Raw genomic sequence first — 24886 nt, 5'->3', positions numbered from 1 at the left:
AACGACGATGCATCGGTACAGGTCCCACACCTGCGGCGAGCTCCGCGCCTCTGACGTCGACACCGACGTCCGGCTGAGCGGCTGGCTGCACAATCGTCGAGACCTGGGCGGCATCCTCTTCATCGATCTGCGCGATCACTACGGCATCACGCAGCTCGTCGCCCGCCCCGGCACCCCGGCGTACGAGGCCCTCGACAAGCTCAACAAGGAGTCGGTCGTCCGCGTCGACGGCCGGGTCGTCTCGCGCGGCGCCGAGAACGTCAACCCGGACCTGCCGACCGGCGAGATCGAGGTAGAGGTCGCGGAGGTCGAGCTGCTGGGCGCGTCGCAGCAGCTGCCGTTCCAGATCAACACGGACGACGGGGTGGGCGAGGAGCGCCGCCTCGAGTACCGCTTCCTCGACCTGCGCCGCGAGCGCATGCACCGCAACATCATGCTGCGTACGGCCGTCATCTCGGCCATCCGGCACAAGATGACGGCGCTCGGCTTCAACGAGATGGCGACGCCGATCCTGGCGGCGACCTCGCCGGAGGGCGCGAGGGACTTCGTCGTCCCGTCGCGTCTGAACCCCGGCAAGTTCTACGCGCTGCCGCAGGCGCCGCAGCAGTTCAAGCAGCTGCTGATGATCTCGGGCTTCGACCGGTACTTCCAGATCGCGCCGTGCTTCCGCGACGAGGACGCCCGCGCGGACCGCTCGCCGGGCGAGTTCTACCAGCTCGACGTGGAGATGAGCTTCGTCGAGCAGGAGGACGTCTTCCAGCCGATCGAGAAGCTGATGACCGAGCTCTTCGAGGAGTTCGGAGGCGGCCGCCACGTCACGTCGCCGTTCCCGCGGATCCCGTTCCGCGAGGCGATGCTGAAGTACGGCAACGACAAGCCCGACCTGCGGGCCAAGCTGGAGCTCGTCGACATCTCCGACGTCTTCGCCGGCTCGGAGTTCAAGGCCTTCGCGGGCAAGCACGTGCGCGCGCTGCCGGTGCCGGACACGGCGGGTCAGTCCCGCAAGTTCTTCGACGGGCTCGGTGACTACGCCGTCGAGCACGGCGCGAAGGGCCTTGCCTGGGTGCGGGTCGGCGAGGACGGTTCGCTGAGCGGCCCGATCGCGAAGTTCCTCACCGAGGAGAACGTCAAGGTCCTCACCGAGCGCCTGTCGCTGGCCCCCGGCCACGCGGTCTTCTTCGGCGCGGGCGAGTTCGACGAGGTCTCGAAGATCATGTCGGCCGTACGGGTCGAAGCGGCGAAGCGCGCCGGGCACTTCGAAGAGGGCGTCTTCCGCTTCTGCTGGATCGTCGACTTCCCGATGTACGAGAAGGACGAGCTCACCGGGAAGATCGACTTCTCGCACAACCCCTTCTCGATGCCGCAGGGCGGCCTCGATGCCCTGGAGACCCAGGACCCGCTGGACATCCTGGGCTGGCAGTACGACATCGTCTGCAACGGCGTCGAGCTGTCCTCCGGCGCGATCCGGAACCACGAGCCCGAGATCATGTTCAAGGCGTTCGAGATCGCGGGCTACGACAAGGAGACCGTCGAGCGCGAGTTCGCCGGCATGCTCCGCGCCTTCGAGTTCGGCGCCCCGCCGCACGGCGGCATCGCCCCGGGCATCGACCGCATCGTGATGCTGCTGGCCGACGAGCCGAACATCCGCGAGACGATCGCCTTCCCGCTGAACGGCAACGCGCAGGACCTGATGATGGGCGCGCCGACGACGCTGGACGAGGCGCGGCTGCGGGAGCTCAACATTCAGCTCCGGAAGCCGGTTTCGGAGAAGTAGCAGGGTAAAGCCGCCGAGAAGGGGCCCGGAACCGACTGGTTCCGGGCCCCTTCTTTCGGGTTGCGGGCAACCCGATCCGTTCCTCGGCGCGTTGAACGGTCGTGAAGGACCGACGAACATGCCCAGGTGGCACCGGCGGCCGGAGCCGCGACACACCTGCAAGCTCTCTTACGTTCGGCAGCAAGAAGAAGGGGACGAAATGAAGCGCCGGAACCGAACGATGGCTCCGCTGACCGCGCTGCTGACGGCCGCCGCACTCCTGGCAACGGGCTGCGGCACCACGATCACCCCCCGCGCCTCGGACGCCGTCGCGGACCCCGGCGCTCCCGCCCCCGGACCGTCCGGGGGCAAGGCCGGTAAGGCCGGCAAAGCCGCACCGGAACCCCGGAGGTCACCCCGCCCGCTCCTCAGCCTGCCGGGCCTGGGCCCCAAGACGCTCAGCCAGGTCCCGGACGACACCCGCCAGGCGCTGGTCGTCACCGGCGAGGGCCGCGACGAGAACCGGGGCACGGCGGTCCTGTACGAGCGCGAACGCCCCGGCGCGGCCTGGCGGCCGGGCAACCCCTGGCCCACCCACAACGCCGTACGCGGCTGGACCGACAGGCACGTCCAGGGGGACCTGCGCTCCCCTGTCGGCGTCTTCACCCTCACCGACGCGGGCGGCCTGCTCCCCGACCCCGGCACGAAGCTGACGTACGACACGGGCTCCGCCTTCACCGCCCGCGGCACGGGCTCCGAGGGGGAGCCCCTGGCGGGCGCCTTCGACTACGTCATCGCCATCAACTACAACCGCAGGCCCGGCACGACCCCGCTGGACTGGACCCGGCCCCTGGGCGCGTCCAGGGGCGGCGGGATCTGGCTGCATGTCGACCACGACGGGCCGACGCAGGGCTGTGTGTCGTTCGGCCGGCCGGTGATGAAGCAGCTGCTGCGCACGCTGGACCCGGCGAAGAAGCCGGTGGTGGTGATGGGCGACAAGTCGTCGCTGAGCAGGTGAGGGCGGGCGGCCCCGGCCGCCCGCCCCCACCGGTGTCCGGCCCTACGCGTTGGCCGGCTCCGACGAGCCGCCCGCGCCGGGCGCCGGCTCCGCCGGGGTGTCCTGGCCGGGCCCGCGCTGACTCGGGATCACCGACATGAGATTGGCCGTCATGAGGGCGCGACGTTCGTCGGCCTCGGCGCACAGGGCGAGGGCGGCCGCGTTGAAGCGGACCAGGGAGGGCGGGTCGGAGGGGCCGAGGAGGTGCGCCTTCAGCTCCGCGCGGGCCTCCTTGTGGAGGTCCTTCTCCGGGTGGCGTACGGACTCCAGGAGTTCCGGGACGCCGGACGCGTCGGGGGTGAGGACGGTGGCGGCGCGCACGGTCGGGAAGCTCGCCCGGAAGTCCGCCTCCGTCATGCCGCTGGTGTTGGCCACGGCGTACGGCTTCTCGCTGTGCAGGTAGTCCGACACGACGCTCGACACATCGCTGATCAGCAGGTGGGACTGATTGAAGCAGCTGTAGATGCCGAGCTGCGGTGTGACGACGATCTGGTGCTCCCACTCGGGGAACGACGCCCAGTACGCCTCCTCCCAGGCCTCCGTGGCCGCCGCGACGAGCGCCGCGCGGCCCTCTTCGGGCCTGCCCTGGAGCATCATCCGCTCCAGCTCGTCGGCCCCGGCCCGGAAGTCGCTGCTGGTGAGCCGGTCGAGTTCGGCCCTGCGGCGGGCGGCTTCGGCCACCGCCTCCAGGTCGGGGCGGGGACCGGAGCGCCTGGCGGCGGCCTCGGTGATCATCGCCCGGATGCGCCGGTCCGCCGCGCCGGCGGCCGGGTCGACGGAGCCGGTCATCGGGTGCGGCTTGTAGAGCAGCCGTACGCCCTCGTCGTCCAGGAGCGCGCGGACGAGGTTCTCGCCGGCCAGGACGACCGAGGTGTTGCCGGGGTTGCCGTCCCAGCCCTCCCAGGTCGGTGCGTACAGCACCGTCGTGTACGTGCTCTCGGGCGCGCCCGTCCAGGGCTGGATCGGGGCAAGCTGCGGGCGGCCCACCTCCACCACGTCCTTGTCGTCGACGCCTATCTCGGCGAGCCGGTAGCGCTCACGGGCCGCCGGGCCCGCCACCCACACCTCGTCGTACGCCTTGGCGTACGGGTTGCAGCTGGACAGCTTGTCGCTCTCGCCGTGGTTGGTGAAGGCGTGCTTGATGGAGGGGATGCGCAGCACCTGCGAGGTCTTACCGGAGTTCGCCGGGTGCAGCATCATCGCCAGCGTCGAGTTCTCCAGGGCGAACAGGTGCGAGACCCGTGGGATGCAGAGGATCGGCACGTCCGTGGCCTGGATCTTCTGCACCATGAAGCGTTCGCGCAGCACGATCAGCGGCTTGCCGTCCAGTGCGGAGAGGGTGGAGAGCCACATGTTCGCCTGGTACGCCGACGAGGTGCCGCCGGAGAAGTACATCGCCACGGTCGGCCGGTACTCCGCGAGCCAGGTGTCCAGCCACTCCAGGGTCTGCTCGGTGTTCGCGGGGCGCTTGCCCGGCAGCAGCCACGTGGCCAGGTGGACGGTTCCGGCCGCCATCAGCACGAGGGAGACACCGATGCCGGCGGCGCCGCCGTGCAGGTCCCCGGTCACGGCGGTGACGAGCAGTCCCGTCGTGGCGGGCACCGAGAACGTCAGCAGCCGGTGACCCGGGCGGCGGGCCAGGAGGCGCGGCGGAGCGGCGCAGGGCCGCAGCGCCGAGGCGTCGATGTTGCGGGTGACGACGGGCAGTGTGCGGGTGCGCCGGACCAGCACCGCGACCGCCTGGCAGACGAAGTGCAGGGCGTAGACGAAGAGCAGCGCGACGGTCAGGGGAGCCTGCTCGCGCAGCGGATCGATGCCGTCGATGCGCAGCAGGCCGAGCAGGATCAGCATGTCGCGCAGCAGCTGCCGGACGGTGACGTCGAAGCGGATTCTGCTGAGCATCGAGAGCAGCGCGGGCTGCCGGTGCCGCAGGTACAGATCGAGGGCGAGGCCGGCGGCGGCAGCGGTGACGAACACCGGCACCTGGGCCAGCAGAGCGCCGAGCAGCTGCGCGCAGAACGCGGCTGCCATCGCGAGCAGCGCGGCGAGCTGCTTGACGCGGCGGGGGGACGATCCGGCGGAGGGCATGGTGAGTGGACTCCTGGCGGGGAGAGGTGATCGGCCGGGGAAGCCGTTCCGGGGAGCCGGCGTCGGCCGTCCGCGTGGGGGTGGGCGGCAGCGGCGGTGGGGGGCCGGCGGGTGACCGTATGCCGTGCTCGGGCGTCGTCACAACGCGCCGGGGACAGCCATCACCGCAGACACGGCAGATGCCAGTGGCATGGGAACCGCATCCGGGCGCCCTGCCCACCCTGTCCGCGCGCATGTGCGGACAACGCGGCGGGGCCGGTCCGGGAGAGTGTCCCAGACCGGCCCCGCTGCGCGGAAGCTCCGGTTCCGATTACATCTTCTTCGGGTCCTCAAGGCGGGGGAACAGCACCGCGCCCTTCGTCACCGTCACGCCCTGCGGGAGCCGGCCCCAGTCGGCCGCCTCCTGGAGCGGCTGGTCCGCGAGGGCGCCCAGTACGGGCTCCGCGCCGAGGGAGTCCCACAGCTTCTGGGACGTCTCCGGCATGACCGGGTTCAGCAGGACCGCGACCCCGCGCAGGGACTCGGCGGCGGTGTAGAGGATCGTCGCGAGACGAGCCCGGCCCTCCTCCGAAGTGTCCTTGGCGACCTTCCAGGGCTCCTGCTCCGTGATGTAGCCGTTGACCTGCTTCACGAAGTCGAAGATCGCCAGGATGCCGCCCTGGAAGTCCAGCTCCTCGCCGATCTTCCGGTCCGCCTCGGCGACCGCCTTGCTCAGGCCGTCCTGGACGGCCTTCTCGGCGTCACCCGGGGCCGTGGCCGCCGGCAGGGCGCCCTCGAAGTACTTGCCGACCATGGCCGCGACGCGCGAGGCCAGGTTGCCGTAGTCGTTGGCCAGCTCGGAGGTGTAGCGGGCGGTGAAGTCCTCCCACGAGAAGGAGCCGTCGCTGCCGAACGCGATCGCCCGCAGGAAGTACCAGCGGTAGGCGTCCACACCGAAGTGGGAGGTCAGGTCCTGCGGCTTGATGCCGGTCAGGTTCGACTTCGACATCTTCTCGCCGCCGACCATCAGCCAGCCGTTGGCCGCGACCCTGCCGGGCACCGGCAGGCCCTGCGCCATCAGCATGGCCGGCCAGATCACCGCGTGGAAGCGCAGGATGTCCTTGCCGACCAGGTGCACGTTGGCCGGGAACGTCTCGTCGAACTTCGCCTGGTTCGCGCCGTAGCCGACGGCCGTCGCGTAGTTGAGGAGCGCGTCCACCCACACGTAGATGACGTGCTTGTCGTCCCACGGGATCGGGATGCCCCAGTCGAAGGTGGAACGGGAGATCGACAGGTCCTGCAGGCCCTGCCTGACGAAGCTCAGGACCTCGTTGCGGGCGGACTCGGGCTGGATGAAGCCGGGGTTCTGCTCGTAGAAGTCGAGCAGCTTCGGGCCGTACTCGCTCAGCTTGAAGAAGTAGTTCTCCTCCTTGAGGATCTCCACCGGCTTCTTGTGGACGGGGCACAGCTTGGTGCCGTCCTCGGCCTCGATGAGGTCGCCGGGGAGCTTGTACTCCTCGCAGCCCACGCAGTACGGGCCTTCGTACCCGCCCTTGTAGATCTCGCCCTTGTCGTACAGGTCCTGCACGAACTCCTGCACACGGTCCGTGTGCCGCTTCTCCGTCGTACGGATGAAGTCGTCGTTCGCGATGTTCAGGTGCTCCCAGAGGGGCCGCCAGGCCTCCTCCACGAGCTTGTCGCACCACTCCTGGGGCGAGACCCCGTTCGCCTCGGCAGTGCGCATGATCTTCTGACCGTGCTCGTCCGTGCCGGTGAGGTACCACACCTTCTCGCCGCGCTGACGGTGCCAGCGCGTGAGCACGTCCCCTGCAACGGTCGTGTAGGCGTGGCCCAGGTGAGGAGCGTCGTTGACGTAGTAAATGGGGGTCGATACGTAGAAGGCCTTCACGCCTTCGTTCGTCCCCTGCTTCTCGGATCCAGTGGCCGCCATGGGCGAAATCCTAACGGTCCATGGATGATCCACTCACACGCTTAACCGGGGGGTGAGACGGCGAAGGCGGTGCCGGTCCCGGGGGACCGGCACCGCCTTCGCCGTGGCGCGCGCTGCTTACGCCTTGAGGCCGGTGACCAGCTGCGCGTACAGCTCGGCGTCCGCGACCTCGCGCGGGGCGGGGCCGGCGTGGAAGAACGCGGCGTTCGGGACGTCGAGCTTCCGCAGGAAGTCGAAGCCCTTGGCGTCGTGCTCGCCGAACGCGACGAACTGCCAGAACAGCGGCTTGCCGGCGGCGTCGGCCAGGGCCTGCTTGGCCGGTCCCTTGGCGTCCGGGGGCCCGTCCGTCTGGAACACGACCAGAGCGGGGCGGCCGCTGCCGGACTTCTCGTGGTGCGCGACGACCTCTTCGACGGCGCGGTGGTAGCTCGTACGCCCCATGTGCCCGATGGCGGCGTGCGCCTTGTCCACGAGCCCTTCGTACGCGTCGAGGCTGACGTCGACGGTGCCGTCGATGTCGGTCGAGAAGAAGACGACGTGTACGGCGGCGTTCTCGTCGAGGTGGGCGGCGAGGGCGAGCGTCCGGTCGGCGAGGTGCTGGGCGCTGCCGTCCTTGTAGAACGGCCGCATGGACCCCGACCGGTCGAGGATCAGGTACACGTCCGCCCGCGTCCCGTGCAGTCGCTCGGCACCGAGTGCGGCACCGGCGGCCGCGTAGTGCGCGACGAGCGAGGGCGCGCGCGACTCGACGTCCCCGAGCGAAACGGCGGCCTCCGGCTTGGGCTGAGCGTCACCGGCCTCGGGCTCGGCCTGTACGTGAGCCTCGGCCTCGGCCTCGGTCTCCGCGACCGGCTCGGCCTGTACGTCGGCGTCGGGGGCGGGGTCGGCCGCGACCTCGGCGGTCGGCTCGGCGGTGGGCTCGGCCTCCGGCTCGGCGGACGCTTCCGGAACGGCGACTGCCGCAACGGTGAGCTGCGGCTCAGCCTCGGCCTCGGCCTCGGTCTCCACGACCGGCTCGGCCTTGGCGGCCTCGGACGTGACCGTCTCCGGCTCGATGCCGGTCGTGGCCGGGGTGGCGGTCGGCTCGGGCTGAGCCTCGGTCGCGACGGCGACCGGCTCGTTCGTGGCCTCGGGCCCGGCTTCGGCCGTGACCTCGGCGGTCGGCTCCGCCTCCGCCTCCGGCTCGGCCTCGGCCTGCGGCTCGGTGTCCGCCGGGGCCGGAGATGCAACCTCTGTGGCTGCTTCCTCGCCTGCGGCGGCGACCGGCTCGGCCGTGACCTCGGCGGTCGGCTCCGCCTCTGTCTCGGTGGCCGCCGTGGCGGGCTCGGCCTCCGGGGTGGCGTCGGCGGTCGCGGTGGATTCCGCGACTGGCTCGGCCTCGGCCTCGGCCTGCGGCTCGGTGGCGATCGGCTCGGGCTTGGTCTCCGCCTCGGCGGCGACCGGCTCGTTCGTGGCCTCGGGCTCGGTCTCGGCCGCGACCTCGGTGGTGGGCTCCGCCTCCGCCTCGGCGGCGGCCGGGGCGTTCGTGGCCTCGGCCGTGCTGGCTTCCGCCGGGGCCGGGGCCGTGGCTGCCTCAGGCTTCGGCTCGGCAGCCGTTGCCGGGGTGTTGGATTCCCCCGTTGGCTGGGACGGGACCGGGGCCGAGGGCTTCGGGGTGGACGGGGTGGACTGGGCCGGGACGTTCGGTCCCGGCGAGGGGGTCTTCGTACGGGACGCGGACGGATTGTCGAAGGCCGCCGCCACCAGGTCCGACGCGATACCCGGCGTCGACTTCCTGGCCGGCTGCTCCGCCGTGGCCGACGCCTCGTCCTCATTGGCCGGGGCCTGGGCCGGGGCCGGTACCGACGCCACCGTCTCCCTGGCCTCGGCGGTCGCGGATTCCGGTTCCGGCACGGTGGCCGGGTCCGGCTTACGTTCGGCCTGGGACGGAACGGAAGCTGCCGCCGAGGTCTCCCGTGCCGGCGGCTGCTCGTTGCTCTCCGCTCGATCGCGTCCGAACACCTTGCGCAGCAAGCTCCGAATGCCCATGGGCGAGGCCTTTCGCATGAGTTGGGTGCGATGCACGCCCGCACCCGGCGGATGATCCCTGGCCAGGGCGGACACGTAAGGTTAGCGGCCCCGCCCGCCGATCTTCGGGAGGGTCAGCCGTGCCGTTCCACTTCCAGGCGCGCGCGGCTCGCATCGGCGAACACCGATGCCAAACGCGCCCCCTCCGGCCGGCCCGGCGCGAACAGACCGGCCGCGTCGGCGCGTACCACCAAAGTCTCATGCGCATCGATCACTTCCGAGACGCCACGCGTCTCGATCGTGTCCCACCAGGCGTCGAGATTCCGCCCGAACCACTCCGGCAGCCCGCACGGCCCGGCCACCGCGTCCCAGAAGTCGTCGAGTGAGTCGAGCGGCAGGCCTCGCAGGTCCACGGTGAGGTCCACGGTGAGGTCGTCGCTGAGGTCGTCGCTGAGGTCGTCCGTGAGGTCATCGGCGTCGTCGTCGCGCATGAGGCCGGAGCCTAGCCGTCAAGTCAACTTTCGCCCGGCCGTCCCGCATTCACCTCACGTTCACCCGAAGGCCGCCGGACCGCGCACGTACGCCCCTAACGTCACGGCCGGAGACATTCCGACCACCGTGTCGGCGCAGGGCGCGCCGCACCACAGCCCGTACAGCCACAGCCCATATGGAGGGGTCCGTGCGCAATCTGCTGCCGCTGCTCAACTCGCCGCACTCGGGTGGGCGCTCCGCGCTGACCTGCCGCTACCGGTGCGGAGACGCCTGTTTCCAGGACGTCCCGAACACCAGCGACAACGAGTACGCCGGCGACGTCATAGCCGGCGCTCTGTCGAGACGATCGATGATGCGCGCCGCCGCCGTGGTGACTGTCGCAGCAGCCGCCGGGACCTCCGCCCTCGCCGGCCCCGGTGCCAACCGGGCCGTGGCCGCCGACAGCACGCGTAAGCCTCCGGCCGGCAGGACGGACGGCGCCCGCGGGCTCCGCTTCGCGGCCGTCGCGCCCAACACCACCGACGCCGTCACCGTCCCGGACGGTTACGCCCAGAACGTCGTCATCCGGTGGGGTGAGCCCATCCTCCGCGGCGCCCCCGCCTTCGACCCGGACAAGCAGTCCGGCAAGGCGCAGGCCGGCCAGTTCGGCTACAACAACGACTTCCTCTCCCTGCTCCCGCTGCCCGGCGAGCACGGCCGCCAGGTACTCGTGGCCAACCACGAGTACACGGACGAGATCCTGATGTTCAAGGGGTACGACCCGGCCAAGCCCACCCGCGAGCAGGTCGAGACCGCCTGGGCCGCGCACGGCCTGTCCGTCGTCGTCGTCCAGGAGGAGCGCAAGTCCGGCAAGCTCACGCCGGTCACCCGCCACCACCTGAACCGCCGCCTCCACACGACCTCCGAGTTCCGGCTGACCGGCCCCGCCGCCGGCGGCGACCTCCTGAAGACGTCCGCCGACCCGACCGGCACGAAGGTCCTCGGTACGCTCAACAACTGCGCCGGAGGCACCACCCCCTGGGGCACCACGCTCCACGGCGAGGAGAACTTCAACCAGTACTTCGCCAACGGCTCCAGCGCCACCGACAAGCGTTACGGCATCTCCACCGGCGCCACCGAGCGCAAGTGGGAGCTCTTCGACAAGCGCTTCGACGTCAAGCAGGAGCCGAACGAGTCCCACCGCCAGGGCTGGGTCGTCGAGCTCGACCCGTACGACCCCGACTCCACGCCCCGCAAGCACACCGCGCTCGGCCGCTTCAAGCACGAGGCCGCCCAGCCCCGCCTGACCGCCGACGGCCGCCCCGTCGTCTACATGGGCGACGACGAGCGCTTCGACTACTTCTACAAGTTCGTGTCGTCGAAGCGGATGAAGAAGGGCACCTCGCGGGCCGCCCGCGAGCACAACCTCACCCTCCTCGACGAGGGCACGCTGTACGTCGCCAAGCTCACCGGCGACAGCCCAGCCGCCGAGATCGACGGCACGGGCAAGCTCCCCAACGACGGCGAGTTCGACGGCAGCGGCGTCTGGATCCCGCTCGCCACCGGTAAGACCTCGCACGTCCCCGGCATGACCGCCGAAGAGGTGTACGTCTTCACCCGCGTGGCAGGGGACAAGGTCGGGGCGACCAAGATGGACCGCCCGGAGGACGTCGAGCCGAGCCCCCGCACCGGCCGCGTGTACGTCGCGCTCACGAACAACACCGACCGCGGCAAGGCCGGCAAGGCGGGTGCCGACGAGGCCAACCCGCGCAACCTCAACAAGCACGGCCAGGTGCTCGAACTCGCCGAGCACTGGGACGACCCCGCCTCGGACGGCTTCGCCTGGCGGCTCTTCCTGGTCGCGGGCGACCCGGACGACCCGGCGACGTACTTCGCGGGCTTCCCGAAGGACAGAGTCAGCCCGATCTCGTGCCCGGACAACGTGGCCTTCGACCCGCACGGCAACCTGTGGCTCTCCACGGACGGCAACCAGCTCGGCTCCCACGACGGCCTGTTCGGCGTGGCGACGCGCGGGGAGCGGCGCGGTGAGCTGAAGCAGTTCCTGACCGTGCCGAAGGGTGCGGAGACCTGCGGGCCGGTCATCCAGGACCGCCGCGTTCTCGTCTCGGTCCAGCACCCGGGCGAGGTCGACGGCGCGAGCGTCGAGAAGCCGGCGTCGGCGTGGCCGGACGGCCCCGGCAAGCTCGTCCGCCCGTCGGTGGTGGCGGTCTACCGCAAGGACGGCCGCGACATCGGCGTGTAGGCCGGGCGGGGGCGGGCGTCGCCGGAGGGGCTGGACAGTGCCGCGTTGCGGCAACCATCCAGCCCGTCCGGCGTTTGAGGACACGACCGCAGGGCGTCCGCGGGTCTGGGGGCTTGCCCCCAGTTCGGGAAGGGACGGGGTGGGGAACAAGCCCCGCGCAGCGGCATGCCCACGCGCGCCCCGCGCAGCCGCACGCACTCCCCCTACCCCACCTGCCCCCGCCACCTCACGTACTGCTCCCGCGCATCCCCCGTGTACGACCACGGCACCAGCGCCGCCCGCCCGCCGAGCAGAGCGAACACCTCGCGGGCCTCCCCCGGCAGGCCCGCGTAACACGCCGCATGCGCGAGATAGTTCAGCTCGCCGACCTCCTCCGGCGCCACCGGCCCCGGCGTCCGCCCGCCCAGCCACCGCTCCCTCGTCCGGCGTACCTCCGTCACCGCCAGCTCGTGGTGCCAGTGCTGGTCGAAGCCGCGCACCGGCCGGCCCTTCGCCGCCGCCGCGATGTACCGGTACTCCTCCACCCGCGCGATCTGCACCAGCACCGGCAGCGGCGACCCCTCGGGAGCCGCGCCCGCCGCGTCGCGGGCGAAGTCGTACATCCGGCCGTGCGTGCCGTGCCAGCGCGCCGAGTGGTAGCGCAGCAGCTGCACATGGCCCTCGATGTTGTACGGGTCGCGGCGCCGCAGCTCCTCCCACCACTCGCGCAGCTCCGCCCGGCCGACCCCGTCGCCGTACAGCCGCGCGACCGTCAGCAGCGACACCCACGGCATCGGATCGGCGGGCCGGGCGTCGGCGGCGCTCAGACAGGCCATCACAGCCACGTCGATACGAGTGCGGTCGACCTCGGTGCCGCGTCCCGCCTCGATGGCCTGGTTGAAGACGCGTACGACCTCGGTGGCGGCCCGCAGCACGGCGGCGTCCGGGTTGTCCGGTTCGGCCGCCCGCCACGCCTCGACCACGGAGCTCGCCGCCGCCGCGTACGAGAGCAGGCGCAGCCGGTGGGTGCGCAGGGGCCAGTTGTCGCCGGTCGCGTGCAGCAGATCGCGTACGCCCTGCCAGCGGCCGATGACGATGTCCTGCCGGGCCGCGGTCAGCGGCCGGTCGCCGAAGTCCGGGTCGAAGTCGGGTGCGGAACCGGCACGGGGACCGGAGCCGGAGCCGGAGCCGGAAGAGAAGCGGCGGCGGAGTGCGGCCATCGGGACACCTCCTGCTCGGAGAGAAGAGACGGTCAGAAGTCGGTGGGGAGGCCGGCGTCCGCGTAATCGCCGCGTTCCGCACCGGAGTTGACGTGCACCGCCTCGATCTCGATGGCGCGGGTGGCGTCGAGCCGCGCGGGGCTGTAGTACGTGCTGCCCTGCCGCCAGTACCAGAGCATCGGGACGACGCCGACCGCCAGGGCGCCGAGGCCGATCGCGATCGCCGCCGCGCTGAGCTCGGTGAGGGAGGCCGCGAAGACGCAGAACATGAACAGCGAGCCGAGCAGCGGCCAGGCCCCGCCGAGGAGGAAGTCCTTCGGTGAGGCGAGCAGCGTCTTGCGGTAGGCGACGACGGCGGCGAGCCCCGCGAGCCCGTAATACAGCGTGGTCTGGAGGCCGATCGCCGCGAGCGCGTCGGACATGATCTCCTCGGTCGAGCCGAGCGCGTTCGAGGCGACGAAAAGAACGAGCGCGACCGTCCCCACAACCGCGACGGCGACCCACGGGGTGTTCCACCGGCGGTGTACGAGGCCGAGCGCGGCCGGCATCGTACGGTCGCGGCCCATCGCGAAGAGCGAGCGCGTGACCTGGATCAGGGTGGTTTCGAGGGTGGCGATGGTGGAGAGCACCACGGCCAGGACCATCAGCTTGCCGCCGATGCCCGGCCAGATCGCGTCGCCGAGGACCGCGAGCACGTTGGTGTCGTGGGCCGAGATCTGCTCGGTCGTCAGGATGATGTTGATGGCGATCGTGAAGACGACGAAGAGAACAAAGACGACGCCTACGCCCACGAGCGAGGCGAGCCCGGCGGTGCGGCGGCTGTTGCGGGTCTCCTCGCTGAGGTTGCTGGTGACGTCCCAGCCCCAGTAGTAGAAGGCGGCGATCAGGGTGCCGGCGGCGAAGCCGGTGAGGCCGTCGAAGTGGCTGAAGCCGAGCCACGACCATTCGAAGGCGGCTGCTGAACCCCGGTGGAAGAGGGCGCCGACCAGGAAGAGGACGAGGATCAGGAGCTCGACACCGGACACCAGCAACTGGGCGCGGGCGGAGAGGCGGGCGCCGCCGAGTACGACGGCGAGCATCAGCAGGAACCAGCCGGCGCCGGCCGTGGTGGCGAGCGCGGTGTTGGACGCGAGGTCCGGGTCGAACAGGGAAAGGGTCATCTGACCTGCGGGAAGCGATCCGGCGACCATGAAGATGGTGGCGGCGACGACGAGCGCCCAGCCGCTGATGAAGCCGAGGAACGGGTGCAGGGTCCGGCCCACCCACGAGTAGGTGGCGCCCGCGTTCACGTCGATGCGGCCGAGGCGGCCGAAGGCCAGGACGATGCCGAGCATGGGTATCGCGCAGTACAGCAGCGCGGCCGGACTGGCGAGGCCGACGGCTCCGACGAGCACGGCGGTGGTGGCGGCGAGGGAGTAGGCGGGGGCGCTGCCCGCGACGGCCATCACGATCGTTTCGAAGGTGCCGAGGGCGTTGGGCTGGAGCCCTCTGCCGGAGTTGCGGATCATGCTGTTCTCAACTTCCGGAGGTGTGCCGGGCACAACGGGAATCCTCTGTCCTCGTTGTACGGCACGACATTTGGCGACAAGTCAGAGATGTGGGCCCGGAGCGGAGGAGCCCCCTCCGGGCGGGAGATGGTGCGCATAGTAGTGCGGTCGGCGGGGAAGCGGGCACGGAGCTTCCGGCGGTCGTACCCTCGGTGGCATGGCTTCGGACGACGTGAATACCGGGACCGTACGTATCGACGTCTGGATCTGGTCCGTACGGCTCACCAAGACCCGCGCCCAGGCGGCGGCGGCCTGCAAGGCGGGCCACGTCCGCGTCGGCGGCGAGCGGGTCAAGCCGGCGCACGCGCTGAAGGCGGGCGACGAGGTGCGGCTGTTCCACGCCGGGCGGGAGCGGATCGTCGTCGTCTCGCGGATCATCCGCAAGCGCGTGGGCGCCCCCGCGGCGGCCGAGTGCTACGTCGACAACAGCCCGCCGCCTCCGCCCCGCGAGTTCGTCGCACCGGTCGCGGTGCGGGACCGGGGTGCGGGGCGCCCGACGAAGCGCGACCGGCGCGAGATGGAACGGCTTCAGGGGCCGAAGCCGGCGGCCGGCTGACGGCTGGCAGAGTGAGGCACATGTCGTCGACTTCTCCGCGCCGTCCGTGCCCGGTCTGTGGCCGTGAGGTCGCGGTCGTCGCGGGCCGTTTCGTACGCCACGATCCGCGCACGCGGGCCGCCGCGGCGGAACTGACGCTGTGCGCGGGATCGAAACGCCCCGCGCCACCCGCTGCGACGCAGCGCACCCTGGACGGCTACGAACTACCCCCGTTCCCCGGCCAGCTCCCGCTGTTCTAGTCGGTGCGGGCGCGATCCGCTGCGCGGGCCTTTCCCCGCCCCGCCCCTTCCCGCTGTGACACTTTGCGGCTCCGCCGCGTGAGGGACTCCGCCCCAGACCCCGCTCCTCAAACGCCGGAGGGGCTGGAGTGGCGGGGGTGGGCGACCAGTCGGGGCACGGCCCCAGACCCCGCTTCTCAAACGCCGGAGGGGCTGGAGTTGCCGCGATTGCGGCAACCGCCGGCGGGCACGCCCGGCCCCGGCTCACCTGCCACGTCACCGGTGAGGGGACGTGCCGGGGCGCTCCCCGCAGGGCGTTGAACGCAACCCCCGCGAACGAACCCACACCTACCCGAACGTTCGACGCCCGAGGAGACGCCCCGGCGCGGCACCGACCCCGAAGCCCAGGGCCTCTGGCCCCGGCCACTACCCCCGCGGCCGCGCCGGTGAAGCTACCGCCCTTGCCGCCGCTACCTCCTGGCGCAGGGGGGCCAGGACTGATTCGTCGTCGCGGGGGAGGTCCGTTCTTACCTCTACCAGGGTGTCGCTCGTCCGGAGGCCGGCCGCCAGTTCGCGCAGCTCCTGTGCCACGTCGGCCACTTCCGCCTCGTCCGGCGGCTGCGCCCCGTGGTTGATCCGGACCCGCGCCGCCGTCGTCGCGTCCACGATCCGCTCGGTCGCGACCACCAGCGGCCACCACGCCGCCGCCCGGGGCCCGGTCGGCGGGGGCTCGGTCAGCGCCCGCTGGAATTCGGAGCGTACGACGGACAGGTCCCGGTAGAGCCGGCGCCGCAGCCGCTGCCGCTGGCGTTCGCCCAGCGGGTCCGGGGGACCGAACGCGCACTCCACGTAGCCCGCCGTGTCCGCCACCGTGTCCGCGAGCCGCGCCCCCACCCGCGTGTTCCAGCTCTCCGGCCACAGCAGATACCCGGCCAGCAGCGCGATCGCGCATCCGATGAGGCTGTCGTACAGACGCGGCAGGACCAGCCCGAACCCCTGGTGGTTCAGAATGTCCGACAGCAGCAGGATGACCGGCGTGATGGCCGCCGTCTGGAACGCGTACCCCTTCGCCGTGAACGCGGGGATGAGCGCCGCGAGCACCAGCATCACCGGTACGTCCCACCACCCCCGCTCCAGCTCCGCCAGAACCGCCGCCGCGACCACCAGCCCCAGCGCCGTCCCGAACGCCCGCTGCACGGCCCGCGAGAACACCGACCCGAAGTCCGGCTTCAGTACGAACACCACTGTCAGCGCCACCCAGTACGAGCGCGGCACGGCGATCAGCGAGACCAGCGCCTGCGCCAGGCCGATGCACAGGGCGAGCCGCAGCCCGTAGCGCCAGGACGCCTTGGACAGCAGCACGTTCCGGGTGGCGCGGCGGACCCGTGCGCCGAGCGCCGCCGGACGGCCGAGCCGGTCGTCGAGGGTGCCGGCGTCGGGGTCCGCGCTCAGTACGACGGCGGCCGCGTGCCGCAGCGCGTGGTCGACGGCGCGCCCGGACTGCGACGTCGGCTCGGGCAGGTGCAGTTCCAGCTCGGAAACGCCGCCCGTGCGGCTCTGCGCGACCGCGTCGGCCAGCTCCCGTACGGCGGCCGGGATCTCGGGCGGCAGCGGCCGTCCCCGCAGATGCGCGGCGGGCGCCGACTCGACGAGCGGTACGACGACGTTGAGCTGCGCGAGCAGCCGTACGAGCGGACTCCGCCGCCCGTGGTCGCGGGCCCGCCGGGCCAGGACCAGGTCGTACGCCGTGTTCAGGGCCTGGGTGACGGCCTGACGGCTCGCGTCGTACGTCTGCGTGTCCCGCCCCGCCGCCTCCAGCAGCCCGGCAACCGCCCGGTACGTGTCCGCGACCGCGTCCCGCTCCGGCACCCCGCCCCGCAGCGGCCAGGCGATCAGCGTCAGTACGAGGACGAAAAGGCCGCCCAGGGTCAGCAGCAGGGGCGCCGTCCACCAGGGGTCCGGCATCGGCAGCCCCGCTCCGACGACCGCCTGGAGCAGGAGCAGCAGCCCGGACACGGACGCGACCGCGCCGATCGTCGAGATCATCCCGGACACGAGGGCGACGAACGTCAGGACTCCGACGGCGAGCCACCCGTGCCCGTACGCGAGCGTTCCCAGCGTGACGCCGATCGCGCCGAAGAGCTGCGGTACGGCGATGTTGAGCAGGCGCATCCGGTACGCGTCGGCGGTGTCGCCGATGACGCCGGCGAGCGCGCCCATCGACACGAGCGCGCCGTACGTCGGCTCGTCGACGGCGAATCCGACGGCGAGCGGAGCGGACATCGCGATCCCGGCCCGCACGACGGCGGCCCACGGCACGGGCGCCGACTGGGGCCGCAGCCCCTGTGTCAGCCACTCGGGCGGCGTCAGCCGACCCCCTGCTCTCTGCTCAGCCATGCCCTAAACAGATCGAAACTGATCTCCTTATGCAAGTCTCCGCCTGATCCGAAACTTCTCCACAGGCTGTGGACAAGATGCGGGACTCAGAGATGCGGGACTCAGAGATGCGGGACTCAAGATGCGGGGCTCAGCTCTTGTAGTTCTCCACCTCGTCCGCCGGCCGCACCCGCGCCTCGCCCGGGTCCTCGCCGAACTCCGACTTCGCGCGCCGCTGGCGCAGCAGGTCCCAGCACTGGTCCAGCTGCACCTCCACCGCCTTCAGCCGGGCGCGCTCGGCGTCGTCGAGTCCCAGCTGCCGGGTGGAACGCTCGCGCAGTTCGCGCTCCTCACCGACCAGACTGTTGATGTTGTCGAGAATCTTCTGGTTGGCGTCTTTCCTGTCGTCCATGTTCTCCATGGCGGACTCGCCTCCGTCGGATCGTTCGGGTCCACCTCTCACCCACCCCAGCACACCTGGGGCCGCTGTGCAGCTCAGCGGCACGGCGATCAGTGGTCCTGTCCCGCGAGGTGGGCGCGGAGCGCGGCGTTGAAGGCCTCAGGACGCTCCAGGTTGGGCAGATGGGCCGCCGACTCGATGACGGCGAGCGTCGAGCCGGGGATCGCTGCATGCATCGCCTCGGCGTCCGCCACGGGCGTGTACGTGTCGTCACGCCCCACGACGACCAGGGTGGGGACGCGCACGCGGGTCAACAGGTCGCGGTAGTCGGGCCGCTCGGCCCGCCCGCGCAGGGCGGCCGCCGCGCCCTCGGGGGAGGTGGCGGTCATCATGCGGTGGACGCGGTCCGCCGCCTCGGTGTTGTACGGGGCGACCATCTTGTCCAGCACCTCGTCGGCGTACCCCTTCATGCCCTCGGCGAGGAGGCGGTCGGCGGCGGCGTTGCGCGACCGCTTTCCGTCCTCCGTCTCGGCGGCGGGGAAGGTGTCGGCGAGGACCAGGCCGGTGACGCGCCCGGGAAAGAGGCGGTAGTACTCCATCACGATCTGGCCGCCCATGGAGAGCCCGCCGAGTACGGCGCGCTCGACGCCGAGGTGGTCGAGGAGGGCCGCGATGTCCGCGGCGAAGGTGGAGAGCGGGGTGAGGCCCGCGACGACCTCACTCTCGCCGTAACCGCGCAGGTCGGGGGCGATCACGCGGTGGGTGGCGGCGAAGGCGTCGATCTGGGGGGCCCACATGGTGCGGTCGAAGGGGTGGCCGTGGACGAGGACGAGAGGAGAGCCGCTGCCCTCATCGGTGTAGCCGACGGTGATGCCGCCGGCTGCTGCAAGCTGTGCGGTTGCCATGTCGAGGAGGCTAGGCGCGGTCAACTGCTCGGTGCAATAGGATCTTTGCTCTCGGTGCAATGTGCTGGATATGGACGGCAAGCGGGGACTGGGGAGTGGTGGCCGTGGCGCAGGACTTCCGGCGGGTGGCCGATCAGGTGGCCGCCGAGATCGCCGCGGGCCGGCTGCGGCCCGGCGACCGGCTGCCCACGCAGCGCGCCTTCGCCCGCAGCCGCCGGATCGCGAATTCCACCGCGATCCGGGTGTACGGCGAACTGGTGCGGCGGGGCCTCGCGGTCGGCGAGGTGGGCCGCGGCACGTTCGTACGGGCCGCGCCGCCGTCACCCGGACACGCGCTCGCGGAGGAGCCGGCGGCAACGGGGAGCCCCGCCGCCCGCCCCACGGTCAACCTGGAGCTCAACTACCCCGTGGCGGAAGGCCAGTCGCAGCTCATGGCGCAGTCGCTCGCCGGCCTCCTGCGCCCCGACGTACTCGAAGCGGCCACCCGCCCGGCCGCCGCCGACGGCACCCCCCAGGCACGGGAGGCGGCGGCGTCCCTGTTGGCCAGGGGCGGCTGGCGGCCGGACGCCGGACAGTTGCTCTTCGCGGGCAACGGCCGGCAGGCCATCGCCGCGGCCATTGCCTCGTTCGTACGCCCGGGGGGTCGGCTCGGCGTCGAGGCGCTGACGTATCCGCTGGTCAAGGCGGTCGCGGAGCGGCTCGGGGTGAGTCTGGTCGCGATCGCGGCGGACGGTGACGGCCTGTGCCCCGAGGCGCTGTACGCCGCGCACCGGAGCGCGCCGCTCAGCGCGGTGTACGTACAGCCGACCCTGCACAATCCGACGTCGGTGACGATGAGCGAGGAACGAAGGGCCGAACTGGCCCAAGCCTGCGCGCACTTGGACATCGGCGCGGTCGAGGACACCACCTGGGCCTTCCTCGCCGCCGAAGCCCCCGCTCCCCTGGCCGCCCACGCACCCGCCCGCACGGTCCTCGTCGACAGCCTCTCCAAGCGCCTGGCCCCCGGCCTGACGACCGGCTTCCTGGTCGCCCCCACCGACCACACCGGCCTGCTGGCGGACGCCCTGCGCTCCGGCGCCTGGACCGCCGCCCGCTTCAACCTGGAGGCCGCCACCCGCTGGATCACGGACGGCACGGTGGCCACCGTCACCGCCGCCAAGCGCGCGGACACCGCGGCCCGCCACCGCCTCGTACAGCGCCACCTCGGCGGCTTCCGCATCCGCACGGACCTCCGCGCGTACTACTGCTGGTGGGAGCTGCCCGCTTCCTGGCGTACGGACACCTTCGTCGCGGCGGCCGCGGCACGCGGCATCGCGATCACCCCCGGCCAGGCCTTCGCCGTACCGCCGCACACCGCTGCGGACGCGGTGCGGATCGGCCTGGCGTCGCCGCCGCGCGACGTCCTGTCGTACGCGCTGGAAACACTCGCGGAGCTGGCGGCACAGGGCCCGCCCGGCGGCCCGTAGATCCACTTGCCGACCACCTCCCACGGGTGTGACCTGGTAGCGAGGGCGGTGTGTGTGCGCTGCGGAAGGAGTGCTGCGATGGCTGGACATGCGGCGATCCCGGGCCGGTCACGCAGGCCGGTCAGGTCGTCAGAACCGGAATCAACCGAACCGACCGGATCCGGCGCCGGCTCCGGCGTACGACGCCACCGGGGCATCGTGCCGGTGGTACTCGGCGTGGTGTACGGAATCTACGCGTCCTTCCTCGCCCGCGACGCCGGCCCGATCACCGGCTGGAACGTCGGTTTCGGTGTGCTGTGCGCCGTGGTCGTGGCGGCCCTGTGCTTCCTCCTCGGACGCACCGGGGGCGCGCTGATCCCCCTGGTCCGCGCCGCCGCCTACGGAGCGCTTTTCGGCGTCGCGCTCGGCTTTCTCCACAGCCTGGCCGGCAACAGCATCCTCGACTCCGTGATCGTCGGAGGGGCGGCCGGGGCCGGGCTGGGGGCGGCGGCGTTCTACGTCTTCTACACGCGGGAGTGAGCCGTAGGACAAAAGGACGATTACTTCCGGGCCCCGGGGCGGTCAACACTGGGTAAGACGATCCGACGACCCCTCGGAGGGGCGGAAGACATGAGTGGACACCCCGGCCCGGAGCTCGCCATCGAGACAGCGGGCCTGGTCAAAGTGTTCGGTGAGAACCGGGCCGTCGACGGCATAGACCTGGCCGTGCCGGCCGGCACCGTGTACGGCGTACTGGGGCCCAACGGCGCCGGCAAGACCACCGCCGTGAAGATGCTCGCGACGCTGCTGCGCCCCGACGGCGGCGAGGCCCACGTGTTCGGCAAGGACGTGGTGCGGGAAGCCGACGCGGTACGCGGCAGAGTCAGCCTCACCGGCCAGTACGCGTCGGTCGACGAGGACCTGACCGGTACGGAGAACCTCGTGCTCCTCGGCCGCCTCCTCGGCCACTCCAAGCCCGCCGCACGCGCCAGGTCGGCCCAGCTCCTGGAGGCCTTCGGACTCGCCGAGGCGGCCGACCGGCAGATCAAGAACTACTCGGGCGGCATGCGGCGCCGTATCGACATCGCCGCCAGCATCCTCAACACCCCCGACCTGCTCTTCCTCGACGAACCGACGACCGGCCTCGACCCGCGCAGCCGCAACCAGGTCTGGGACATCGTCCGGGCGGTGGTGGCCCAGGGCACGACGGTGCTGCTGACCACGCAGTACCTGGACGAGGCCGACCACCTGGCGTCCCGTATCGCCGTGATCGACCACGGCAAGGTCATCGCCGAGGGAACGAAGGGCGAGCTCAAGGCGTCGGTCGGCTCCGGCTCCGTACACCTGCGCCTGCGCGATCCCGCACAGCGCACGCAGGCCGAGCAAGTCCTGCGGCGGGCGCTGAACGCCGCCGTACAGCTCGATCCGGACCCCGTCGCCCTGACGGCGACAGTCAACGGGCACGCGAGCGACCTCGGCGCGGCGGAACAGGCGGCGCGGGCGCTGTCGGAGCTCGCTTCGTCGGGCATCACGGTCGACAACTTCGCCCTGGGGCAGCCCAGCCTGGACGAGGTCTTCCTGGCGCTGACCGACCGGAGCAAGAAGAGCGACAAGACGAACGACCCGACGACAGGAGTGCGGGCATGAGCACCGTCGCGACCAAGGACAAGGGCCAGGGCCCCGACGAACTCACTTTCCGGGCTCCGAAGGCGCAGGAGCTCGCCGCACTGCTCGTGAGCAAGGACCGCCCGCCGCGCCCGAGCGCGCTCTCCGCGTCCCTGACCTTCGGCTGGCGCGCCATGCTCAAGATCAAGCATGTGCCGGAGCAGCTCTTCGACGTCACGGCTTTCCCGATCATGATGGTGCTGATGTACGCGTACCTCTTCGGCGGGGCGCTGGCCGGGTCGGTCGCGGAGTACATCCAGTTCCTGCTGCCCGGCATCCTCACCATGAGCATCGTGATGATCACGATGTACACGGGTGTCGCCGTCAACACCGACATCGCCAAAGGTGTCTTCGACCGCTTCCGTACCCTGCCGATCTGGCGCCCGGCGCCGATGGTCGGCTACCTGCTCGGTGACGTGATCCGCTATCTGATCGCGTCCGTCGTGATGCTGGCGGTCGGCCTGCTCATCGGCTACCGCCCGCACGGCGGCGCACTGGGCGTCGTCGCGGGCGTCGCGCTGCTGATGATTTTCTCGTTCGCGTTCTCGTGGATCTGGACGATGTTCGGCCTGCTGCTGCGCACCGAGAAGTCGGTGATGGGCGTCAGCATGATGGTGATCTTCCCGCTGACGTTCCTGAGCAATGTCTTCGTCGACCCGAGGACGATGCCGGGCTGGCTCCAGGCGTTCGTCAACAACAGTCCGGTGACCCATGTGGCGACGGCGGTGCGGGAACTGATGGCGGGCAACTGGCCGGCCGCCGACATCGGCTGGACGCTGGGCTGGTCGGCGGTGCTGCTGGCCGTCTTCGGCACGGTGACGATGCGGCTCTACAACCGCAAGTGACGGCCTTCTTTACTCCACCTTTGCCATCCGGGAACCCGGTCGCTTCGTTGGACGTTCACCTGACAGATCGCGAAGGCAATCGACAGCCGTACAAGCCGAGGTGGCACCAATGGTGATGTGGGACCGGATCAAGGACCAGGCCAAGAGCTTCCAGCAGTCCCAGAGCGCGCGGGGCACGGGCGGGGGGCACGGGCAGAGCGGGACCCACGGCTCGGGCTCGGGCTCGGCTTCCGGCGGGTCCAAGGCCCAGCTCGTCGGGCTGTTCAAGACCCAGCTCGCGTCGGTCAAGTCCGAGCTCAAGAGCGGCGCCTACCGGGACGCCAGCATGGCGATGTGCGCACTGGTGGCGGCGGCCGACGGGCAGGTGGAGCCGGCGGAGCGGCAGCGCGTGGAGGAGCTGATCGTCTCCAACGAGGTCCTGCAGAACTTCCCGGCGGACCAGCTCCGCCAGCGCTTCAACCAGCATGTGGATCAGCTCCTGGCCAACTTCGACCTGGGCAAGGCCGAGGCGCTGAAGGTGATCGGCAAGGCCGCCAAGAAGCCCGCGGAGGCCCGCGCGGTCATCCAGACCGGCATCGTGGTCGCCGGCGCGGACGGGCACTTCGAGCCGTCCGAGCAGTACGCCATCCGCGAGGCCTGCGCCGCTCTCGGTGTGCCGCCCACGGAGTTCGGCATCTGAGCGGTACGCGCCACCGGCCAGGTTGCCGGTTGGCTCCCCTCAGCCGTGCGGGACGACGACGATCTGGTGCGCGTCCTCGTAGACGACGCGCCCCGGATCGGCCGACCGCACGAGCTGCCACTCGACGCCGGCGTCGTACCAGTCGTTGTTCGTAGTGCCGCCAGTTGTTGATCTTGAAGCCCTGAAAGGTGAGGGAGTTGGCTGTCCGGCGGAGCAGCGGATAAGTTCCGCGGAACGAACAGATGCCGGGGAACCGTGCCCACAGGAGCCGGACGACGGCACATGGCATGAGGGGGAGGCGCCCGCCTGATGAGCAGCTCGCCAACGCCTGCGCCCGAGCCGGGCGGTGCCGACCGCGCACCGCTGCCCCGCTCCAGTACAGAGAACCCTGCACACCACGTGCAGACACGCCAGGCAACCACACCGCCCTTGCCGCCCCCGACGTACGCGCGCGACCTGCCGGGCTGGCAGCACATCGGTACCGCGCTCCGCCGGACCCCCGCCTCGGTGTGGAACGACAACGTGACCGACTTCGCCGCCGCCCTCACGTATTACGCGGTGCTCGCGCTCTTCCCGACGTTCCTCGTCACGGTCTCACTGTTGGGAATCGTCGGCGCCTCGACCACCGACAACCTGATCAGTAACATGATCGCTCTCGTGCCGACCGAGTCCCGCCCCGCCATGCAGAGCACGTTGCGGGGCATGGCGGAGCAGCACACAGCCGCTTGGACGCTGGCCGTCTTCGGCACGATCGGCGCCCTGTGGTCCGCCTCCAGCTATCTGGGGGTCTTCCGCCGAGCCCTGCACGTCATGCACGGCGTTGAGGACCTGCGCCCGGCGTGGAGGACGGGACCACGGCTGGTGATGACCGCCGTGGTGCTGCTGATGCTTCTGGTTTCCAGCGCCCTGGTGCTCATCCTGTCCGGCGAAGCGGCCCACACCGTCGGCCGGCTCGTAGGCATGCGCAGCATGGCCGGCACCGCATGGAACGCGCTGAAATGGCCGCTCCTGCTGTGCCTGGTCGCCATCTTGGTGCTGGTGCTGTTCCGCTCGGGCCCGGCCGGGACACGCGGGGTGCGGCAGAGGCTTGTGGGAGACGCTCTGGCCGTGGCCCTGTGGCTCGCCGCCTCCGCCAGCTTCGCCCTCTACGTCTCGCACGTCGGCACTTACAACCGGCTGTACGGGTCGCTCGCCGGGATCATCGTCTTCCTGGTGTGGCTGTGGCTGTCCAACCTGGCTCTCCTCACCGGCGCCCAGTTCAACGCCGAACTGGCCAAACTCCGCCGTCAGTGACCAGCAGGGCATAGGCAAAGCGACGACCAGTACGCCAGGCACCGTAGCCAGTGCCACTGACAACCGCTGCCCATCCCGTCACGCCGCATGCCACAGAAGACCCGCATCGGCACTTGTGAGGTTGGAAAAGGCTGAGAGCATGACACACTCAACTGGTCTGCCGGTGACCAGTGCCCCCCCCGGTCGTTG

The 24886-nt window shown here is 71.1% G+C and carries 20 protein-coding genes; 11 read left to right on the top strand and 9 right to left on the bottom strand.

Annotation, left to right across the window (positions count from 1 at the left end; genetic code table 11):
* Positions 1 to 7: 7 nt before the first annotated feature.
* Positions 8 to 1774, top strand: coding sequence for an aspartate--tRNA ligase (gene aspS, locus J7E91_RS02195; protein WP_214898627.1), 1767 nt, complete (start codon positions 8 to 10; stop codon positions 1772 to 1774).
* Positions 1775 to 1973: 199 nt separating this feature from the next.
* Positions 1974 to 2771 carry a hypothetical protein gene (locus J7E91_RS02190; RefSeq protein WP_251015059.1) on the top strand — a complete coding sequence of 266 codons (798 nt, stop codon included), beginning with the start codon at positions 1974 to 1976 and terminating at the stop codon, positions 2769 to 2771.
* Positions 2772 to 2813: 42 nt separating this feature from the next.
* On the opposite strand, the gene J7E91_RS02185 is transcribed toward J7E91_RS02190, so the two are convergent.
* From J7E91_RS02185 to J7E91_RS02170, 4 genes are all read right to left on the bottom strand, one after another.
* The gene (locus J7E91_RS02185; protein ID WP_214898626.1) at positions 2814 to 4898 is read right to left on the bottom strand and encodes a hypothetical protein; all 2085 of its coding nucleotides are present in this window, start codon (positions 4896 to 4898) and stop codon (positions 2814 to 2816) included.
* A 310-nt stretch (positions 4899 to 5208) separates the two neighbouring features.
* A complete protein-coding gene (gene metG / locus J7E91_RS02180) occupies positions 5209 to 6828 on the bottom strand; it encodes a methionine--tRNA ligase (RefSeq protein ID WP_214898625.1) in 1620 nt (539 codons plus the stop codon).
* 117 nt (positions 6829 to 6945) lie between these two features.
* Positions 6946 to 8856 carry a VWA domain-containing protein gene (locus tag J7E91_RS02175; RefSeq protein WP_214898623.1) on the bottom strand — a complete coding sequence of 637 codons (1911 nt, stop codon included), beginning with the start codon at positions 8854 to 8856 and terminating at the stop codon, positions 6946 to 6948.
* A 113-nt stretch (positions 8857 to 8969) separates the two neighbouring features.
* Positions 8970 to 9326: a barstar family protein gene (locus J7E91_RS02170; protein WP_214898621.1), complete on the bottom strand. Its 357-nt coding sequence runs from the start codon at positions 9324 to 9326 to the stop codon at positions 8970 to 8972.
* A gap of 188 nt (positions 9327 to 9514) precedes the next feature.
* Between J7E91_RS02170 and J7E91_RS02165 the strand changes: the two genes are divergently transcribed.
* Positions 9515 to 11569, top strand: coding sequence for a PhoX family phosphatase (locus tag J7E91_RS02165; protein ID WP_214898619.1), 2055 nt, complete (start codon positions 9515 to 9517; stop codon positions 11567 to 11569).
* A 203-nt stretch (positions 11570 to 11772) separates the two neighbouring features.
* Here J7E91_RS02165 and J7E91_RS02160 read toward each other — a convergent pair whose 3' ends face one another.
* Both J7E91_RS02160 and J7E91_RS02155 read right to left on the bottom strand, forming a co-directional pair.
* Entirely contained in the window at positions 11773 to 12768 is a 996-nt protein-coding gene (locus J7E91_RS02160) for a hypothetical protein (protein WP_251015058.1), read from the bottom strand.
* 32 nt (positions 12769 to 12800) lie between these two features.
* Positions 12801 to 14276, bottom strand: coding sequence for an APC family permease (locus J7E91_RS02155; RefSeq protein WP_214898617.1), 1476 nt, complete (start codon positions 14274 to 14276; stop codon positions 12801 to 12803).
* A gap of 196 nt (positions 14277 to 14472) precedes the next feature.
* On the opposite strand from J7E91_RS02155, the gene J7E91_RS02150 reads away from it, so the two are divergent.
* Positions 14473 to 14871: an RNA-binding S4 domain-containing protein gene (locus tag J7E91_RS02150; RefSeq protein WP_214898615.1), complete on the top strand. Its 399-nt coding sequence runs from the start codon at positions 14473 to 14475 to the stop codon at positions 14869 to 14871.
* 20 nt (positions 14872 to 14891) lie between these two features.
* Positions 14892 to 15110: a hypothetical protein gene (locus tag J7E91_RS02145; RefSeq protein ID WP_214898613.1), complete on the top strand. Its 219-nt coding sequence runs from the start codon at positions 14892 to 14894 to the stop codon at positions 15108 to 15110.
* 405 nt (positions 15111 to 15515) lie between these two features.
* Here J7E91_RS02145 and J7E91_RS02140 read toward each other — a convergent pair whose 3' ends face one another.
* The 3 genes from J7E91_RS02140 to J7E91_RS02130 form a co-directional block, all read right to left on the bottom strand.
* Positions 15516 to 17486, bottom strand: a complete 1971-nt coding sequence (locus J7E91_RS02140; protein ID WP_214898611.1) for an FUSC family protein — start codon at positions 17484 to 17486, stop codon at positions 15516 to 15518.
* Between the two features lie 130 nt (positions 17487 to 17616).
* Positions 17617 to 17877, bottom strand: coding sequence for a DUF2630 family protein (locus tag J7E91_RS02135; RefSeq protein WP_214898609.1), 261 nt, complete (start codon positions 17875 to 17877; stop codon positions 17617 to 17619).
* A gap of 98 nt (positions 17878 to 17975) precedes the next feature.
* A complete protein-coding gene (locus tag J7E91_RS02130; protein ID WP_214898607.1) occupies positions 17976 to 18770 on the bottom strand; it encodes an alpha/beta fold hydrolase in 795 nt (264 codons plus the stop codon).
* 59 nt (positions 18771 to 18829) lie between these two features.
* On the opposite strand from J7E91_RS02130, the gene J7E91_RS02125 reads away from it, so the two are divergent.
* The 6 genes from J7E91_RS02125 (at position 18830) to J7E91_RS02100 (ending at position 24697) form a co-directional block, all read left to right on the top strand.
* On the top strand, positions 18830 to 20236 hold the full coding sequence (locus J7E91_RS02125; RefSeq protein ID WP_214898605.1) for a PLP-dependent aminotransferase family protein: 1407 nt from the start codon (positions 18830 to 18832) through the stop codon (positions 20234 to 20236).
* 78 nt (positions 20237 to 20314) lie between these two features.
* A complete protein-coding gene (locus tag J7E91_RS02120) occupies positions 20315 to 20755 on the top strand; it encodes a hypothetical protein (protein ID WP_214898603.1) in 441 nt (146 codons plus the stop codon).
* 90 nt (positions 20756 to 20845) lie between these two features.
* Positions 20846 to 21862: an ATP-binding cassette domain-containing protein gene (locus J7E91_RS02115; RefSeq protein ID WP_214898601.1), complete on the top strand. Its 1017-nt coding sequence runs from the start codon at positions 20846 to 20848 to the stop codon at positions 21860 to 21862.
* A complete protein-coding gene (locus J7E91_RS02110; RefSeq protein ID WP_214898600.1) occupies positions 21859 to 22725 on the top strand; it encodes an ABC transporter permease in 867 nt (288 codons plus the stop codon). Before J7E91_RS02115 ends, J7E91_RS02110 begins: the two co-directional genes overlap by 4 nt.
* A 109-nt stretch (positions 22726 to 22834) precedes the next feature.
* Complete coding sequence (locus J7E91_RS02105; RefSeq protein ID WP_214898599.1) at positions 22835 to 23404, top strand: tellurite resistance TerB family protein; 570 nt, start codon at positions 22835 to 22837, stop codon at positions 23402 to 23404.
* A gap of 309 nt (positions 23405 to 23713) precedes the next feature.
* On the top strand, positions 23714 to 24697 hold the full coding sequence (locus tag J7E91_RS02100) for a YihY/virulence factor BrkB family protein (RefSeq protein ID WP_214898598.1): 984 nt from the start codon (positions 23714 to 23716) through the stop codon (positions 24695 to 24697).
* The last annotated feature ends 189 nt before the right edge of the window (positions 24698 to 24886 follow it).

Source organism: Streptomyces sp. ISL-99 (genome assembly GCF_018614005.1).
Lineage (GTDB): Bacteria > Actinomycetota > Actinomycetes > Streptomycetales > Streptomycetaceae > Streptomyces > Streptomyces flavidovirens.
Note: the sequence above shows the minus strand (reverse complement) of the source record. Positions and strands in the feature narration are given on the sequence as shown.

What these genes read in the sequence shown, in the direction of transcription:
- aspS (WP_214898627.1), top strand. Translation starts at nt 8, where the DNA reads ATGCATCGGTACAGGTCCCACACCTGCGGCGAGCTCCGCGCCTCTGAC.
- J7E91_RS02190 (WP_251015059.1), top strand. Translation starts at nt 1,974, where the DNA reads ATGAAGCGCCGGAACCGAACGATGGCTCCGCTGACCGCGCTGCTGACG.
- J7E91_RS02185 (WP_214898626.1), bottom strand. Translation starts at nt 4,898, where the DNA reads ATGCCCTCCGCCGGATCGTCCCCCCGCCGCGTCAAGCAGCTCGCCGCG.
- metG (WP_214898625.1), bottom strand. Translation starts at nt 6,828, where the DNA reads ATGGCGGCCACTGGATCCGAGAAGCAGGGGACGAACGAAGGCGTGAAG.
- J7E91_RS02175 (WP_214898623.1), bottom strand. Translation starts at nt 8,856, where the DNA reads ATGGGCATTCGGAGCTTGCTGCGCAAGGTGTTCGGACGCGATCGAGCG.
- J7E91_RS02170 (WP_214898621.1), bottom strand. Translation starts at nt 9,326, where the DNA reads ATGCGCGACGACGACGCCGATGACCTCACGGACGACCTCAGCGACGAC.
- J7E91_RS02160 (WP_251015058.1), bottom strand. Translation starts at nt 12,768, where the DNA reads ATGGCCGCACTCCGCCGCCGCTTCTCTTCCGGCTCCGGCTCCGGCTCC.
- J7E91_RS02155 (WP_214898617.1), bottom strand. Translation starts at nt 14,276, where the DNA reads ATGATCCGCAACTCCGGCAGAGGGCTCCAGCCCAACGCCCTCGGCACC.
- J7E91_RS02150 (WP_214898615.1), top strand. Translation starts at nt 14,473, where the DNA reads ATGGCTTCGGACGACGTGAATACCGGGACCGTACGTATCGACGTCTGG.
- J7E91_RS02145 (WP_214898613.1), top strand. Translation starts at nt 14,892, where the DNA reads ATGTCGTCGACTTCTCCGCGCCGTCCGTGCCCGGTCTGTGGCCGTGAG.
- J7E91_RS02140 (WP_214898611.1), bottom strand. Translation starts at nt 17,486, where the DNA reads ATGGCTGAGCAGAGAGCAGGGGGTCGGCTGACGCCGCCCGAGTGGCTG.
- J7E91_RS02135 (WP_214898609.1), bottom strand. Translation starts at nt 17,877, where the DNA reads ATGGACGACAGGAAAGACGCCAACCAGAAGATTCTCGACAACATCAAC.
- J7E91_RS02130 (WP_214898607.1), bottom strand. Translation starts at nt 18,770, where the DNA reads ATGGCAACCGCACAGCTTGCAGCAGCCGGCGGCATCACCGTCGGCTAC.
- J7E91_RS02125 (WP_214898605.1), top strand. Translation starts at nt 18,830, where the DNA reads ATGTGCTGGATATGGACGGCAAGCGGGGACTGGGGAGTGGTGGCCGTG.
- J7E91_RS02120 (WP_214898603.1), top strand. Translation starts at nt 20,315, where the DNA reads ATGGCTGGACATGCGGCGATCCCGGGCCGGTCACGCAGGCCGGTCAGG.
- J7E91_RS02115 (WP_214898601.1), top strand. Translation starts at nt 20,846, where the DNA reads ATGAGTGGACACCCCGGCCCGGAGCTCGCCATCGAGACAGCGGGCCTG.
- J7E91_RS02110 (WP_214898600.1), top strand. Translation starts at nt 21,859, where the DNA reads ATGAGCACCGTCGCGACCAAGGACAAGGGCCAGGGCCCCGACGAACTC.
- J7E91_RS02105 (WP_214898599.1), top strand. Translation starts at nt 22,835, where the DNA reads ATGGTGATGTGGGACCGGATCAAGGACCAGGCCAAGAGCTTCCAGCAG.
- J7E91_RS02100 (WP_214898598.1), top strand. Translation starts at nt 23,714, where the DNA reads ATGAGCAGCTCGCCAACGCCTGCGCCCGAGCCGGGCGGTGCCGACCGC.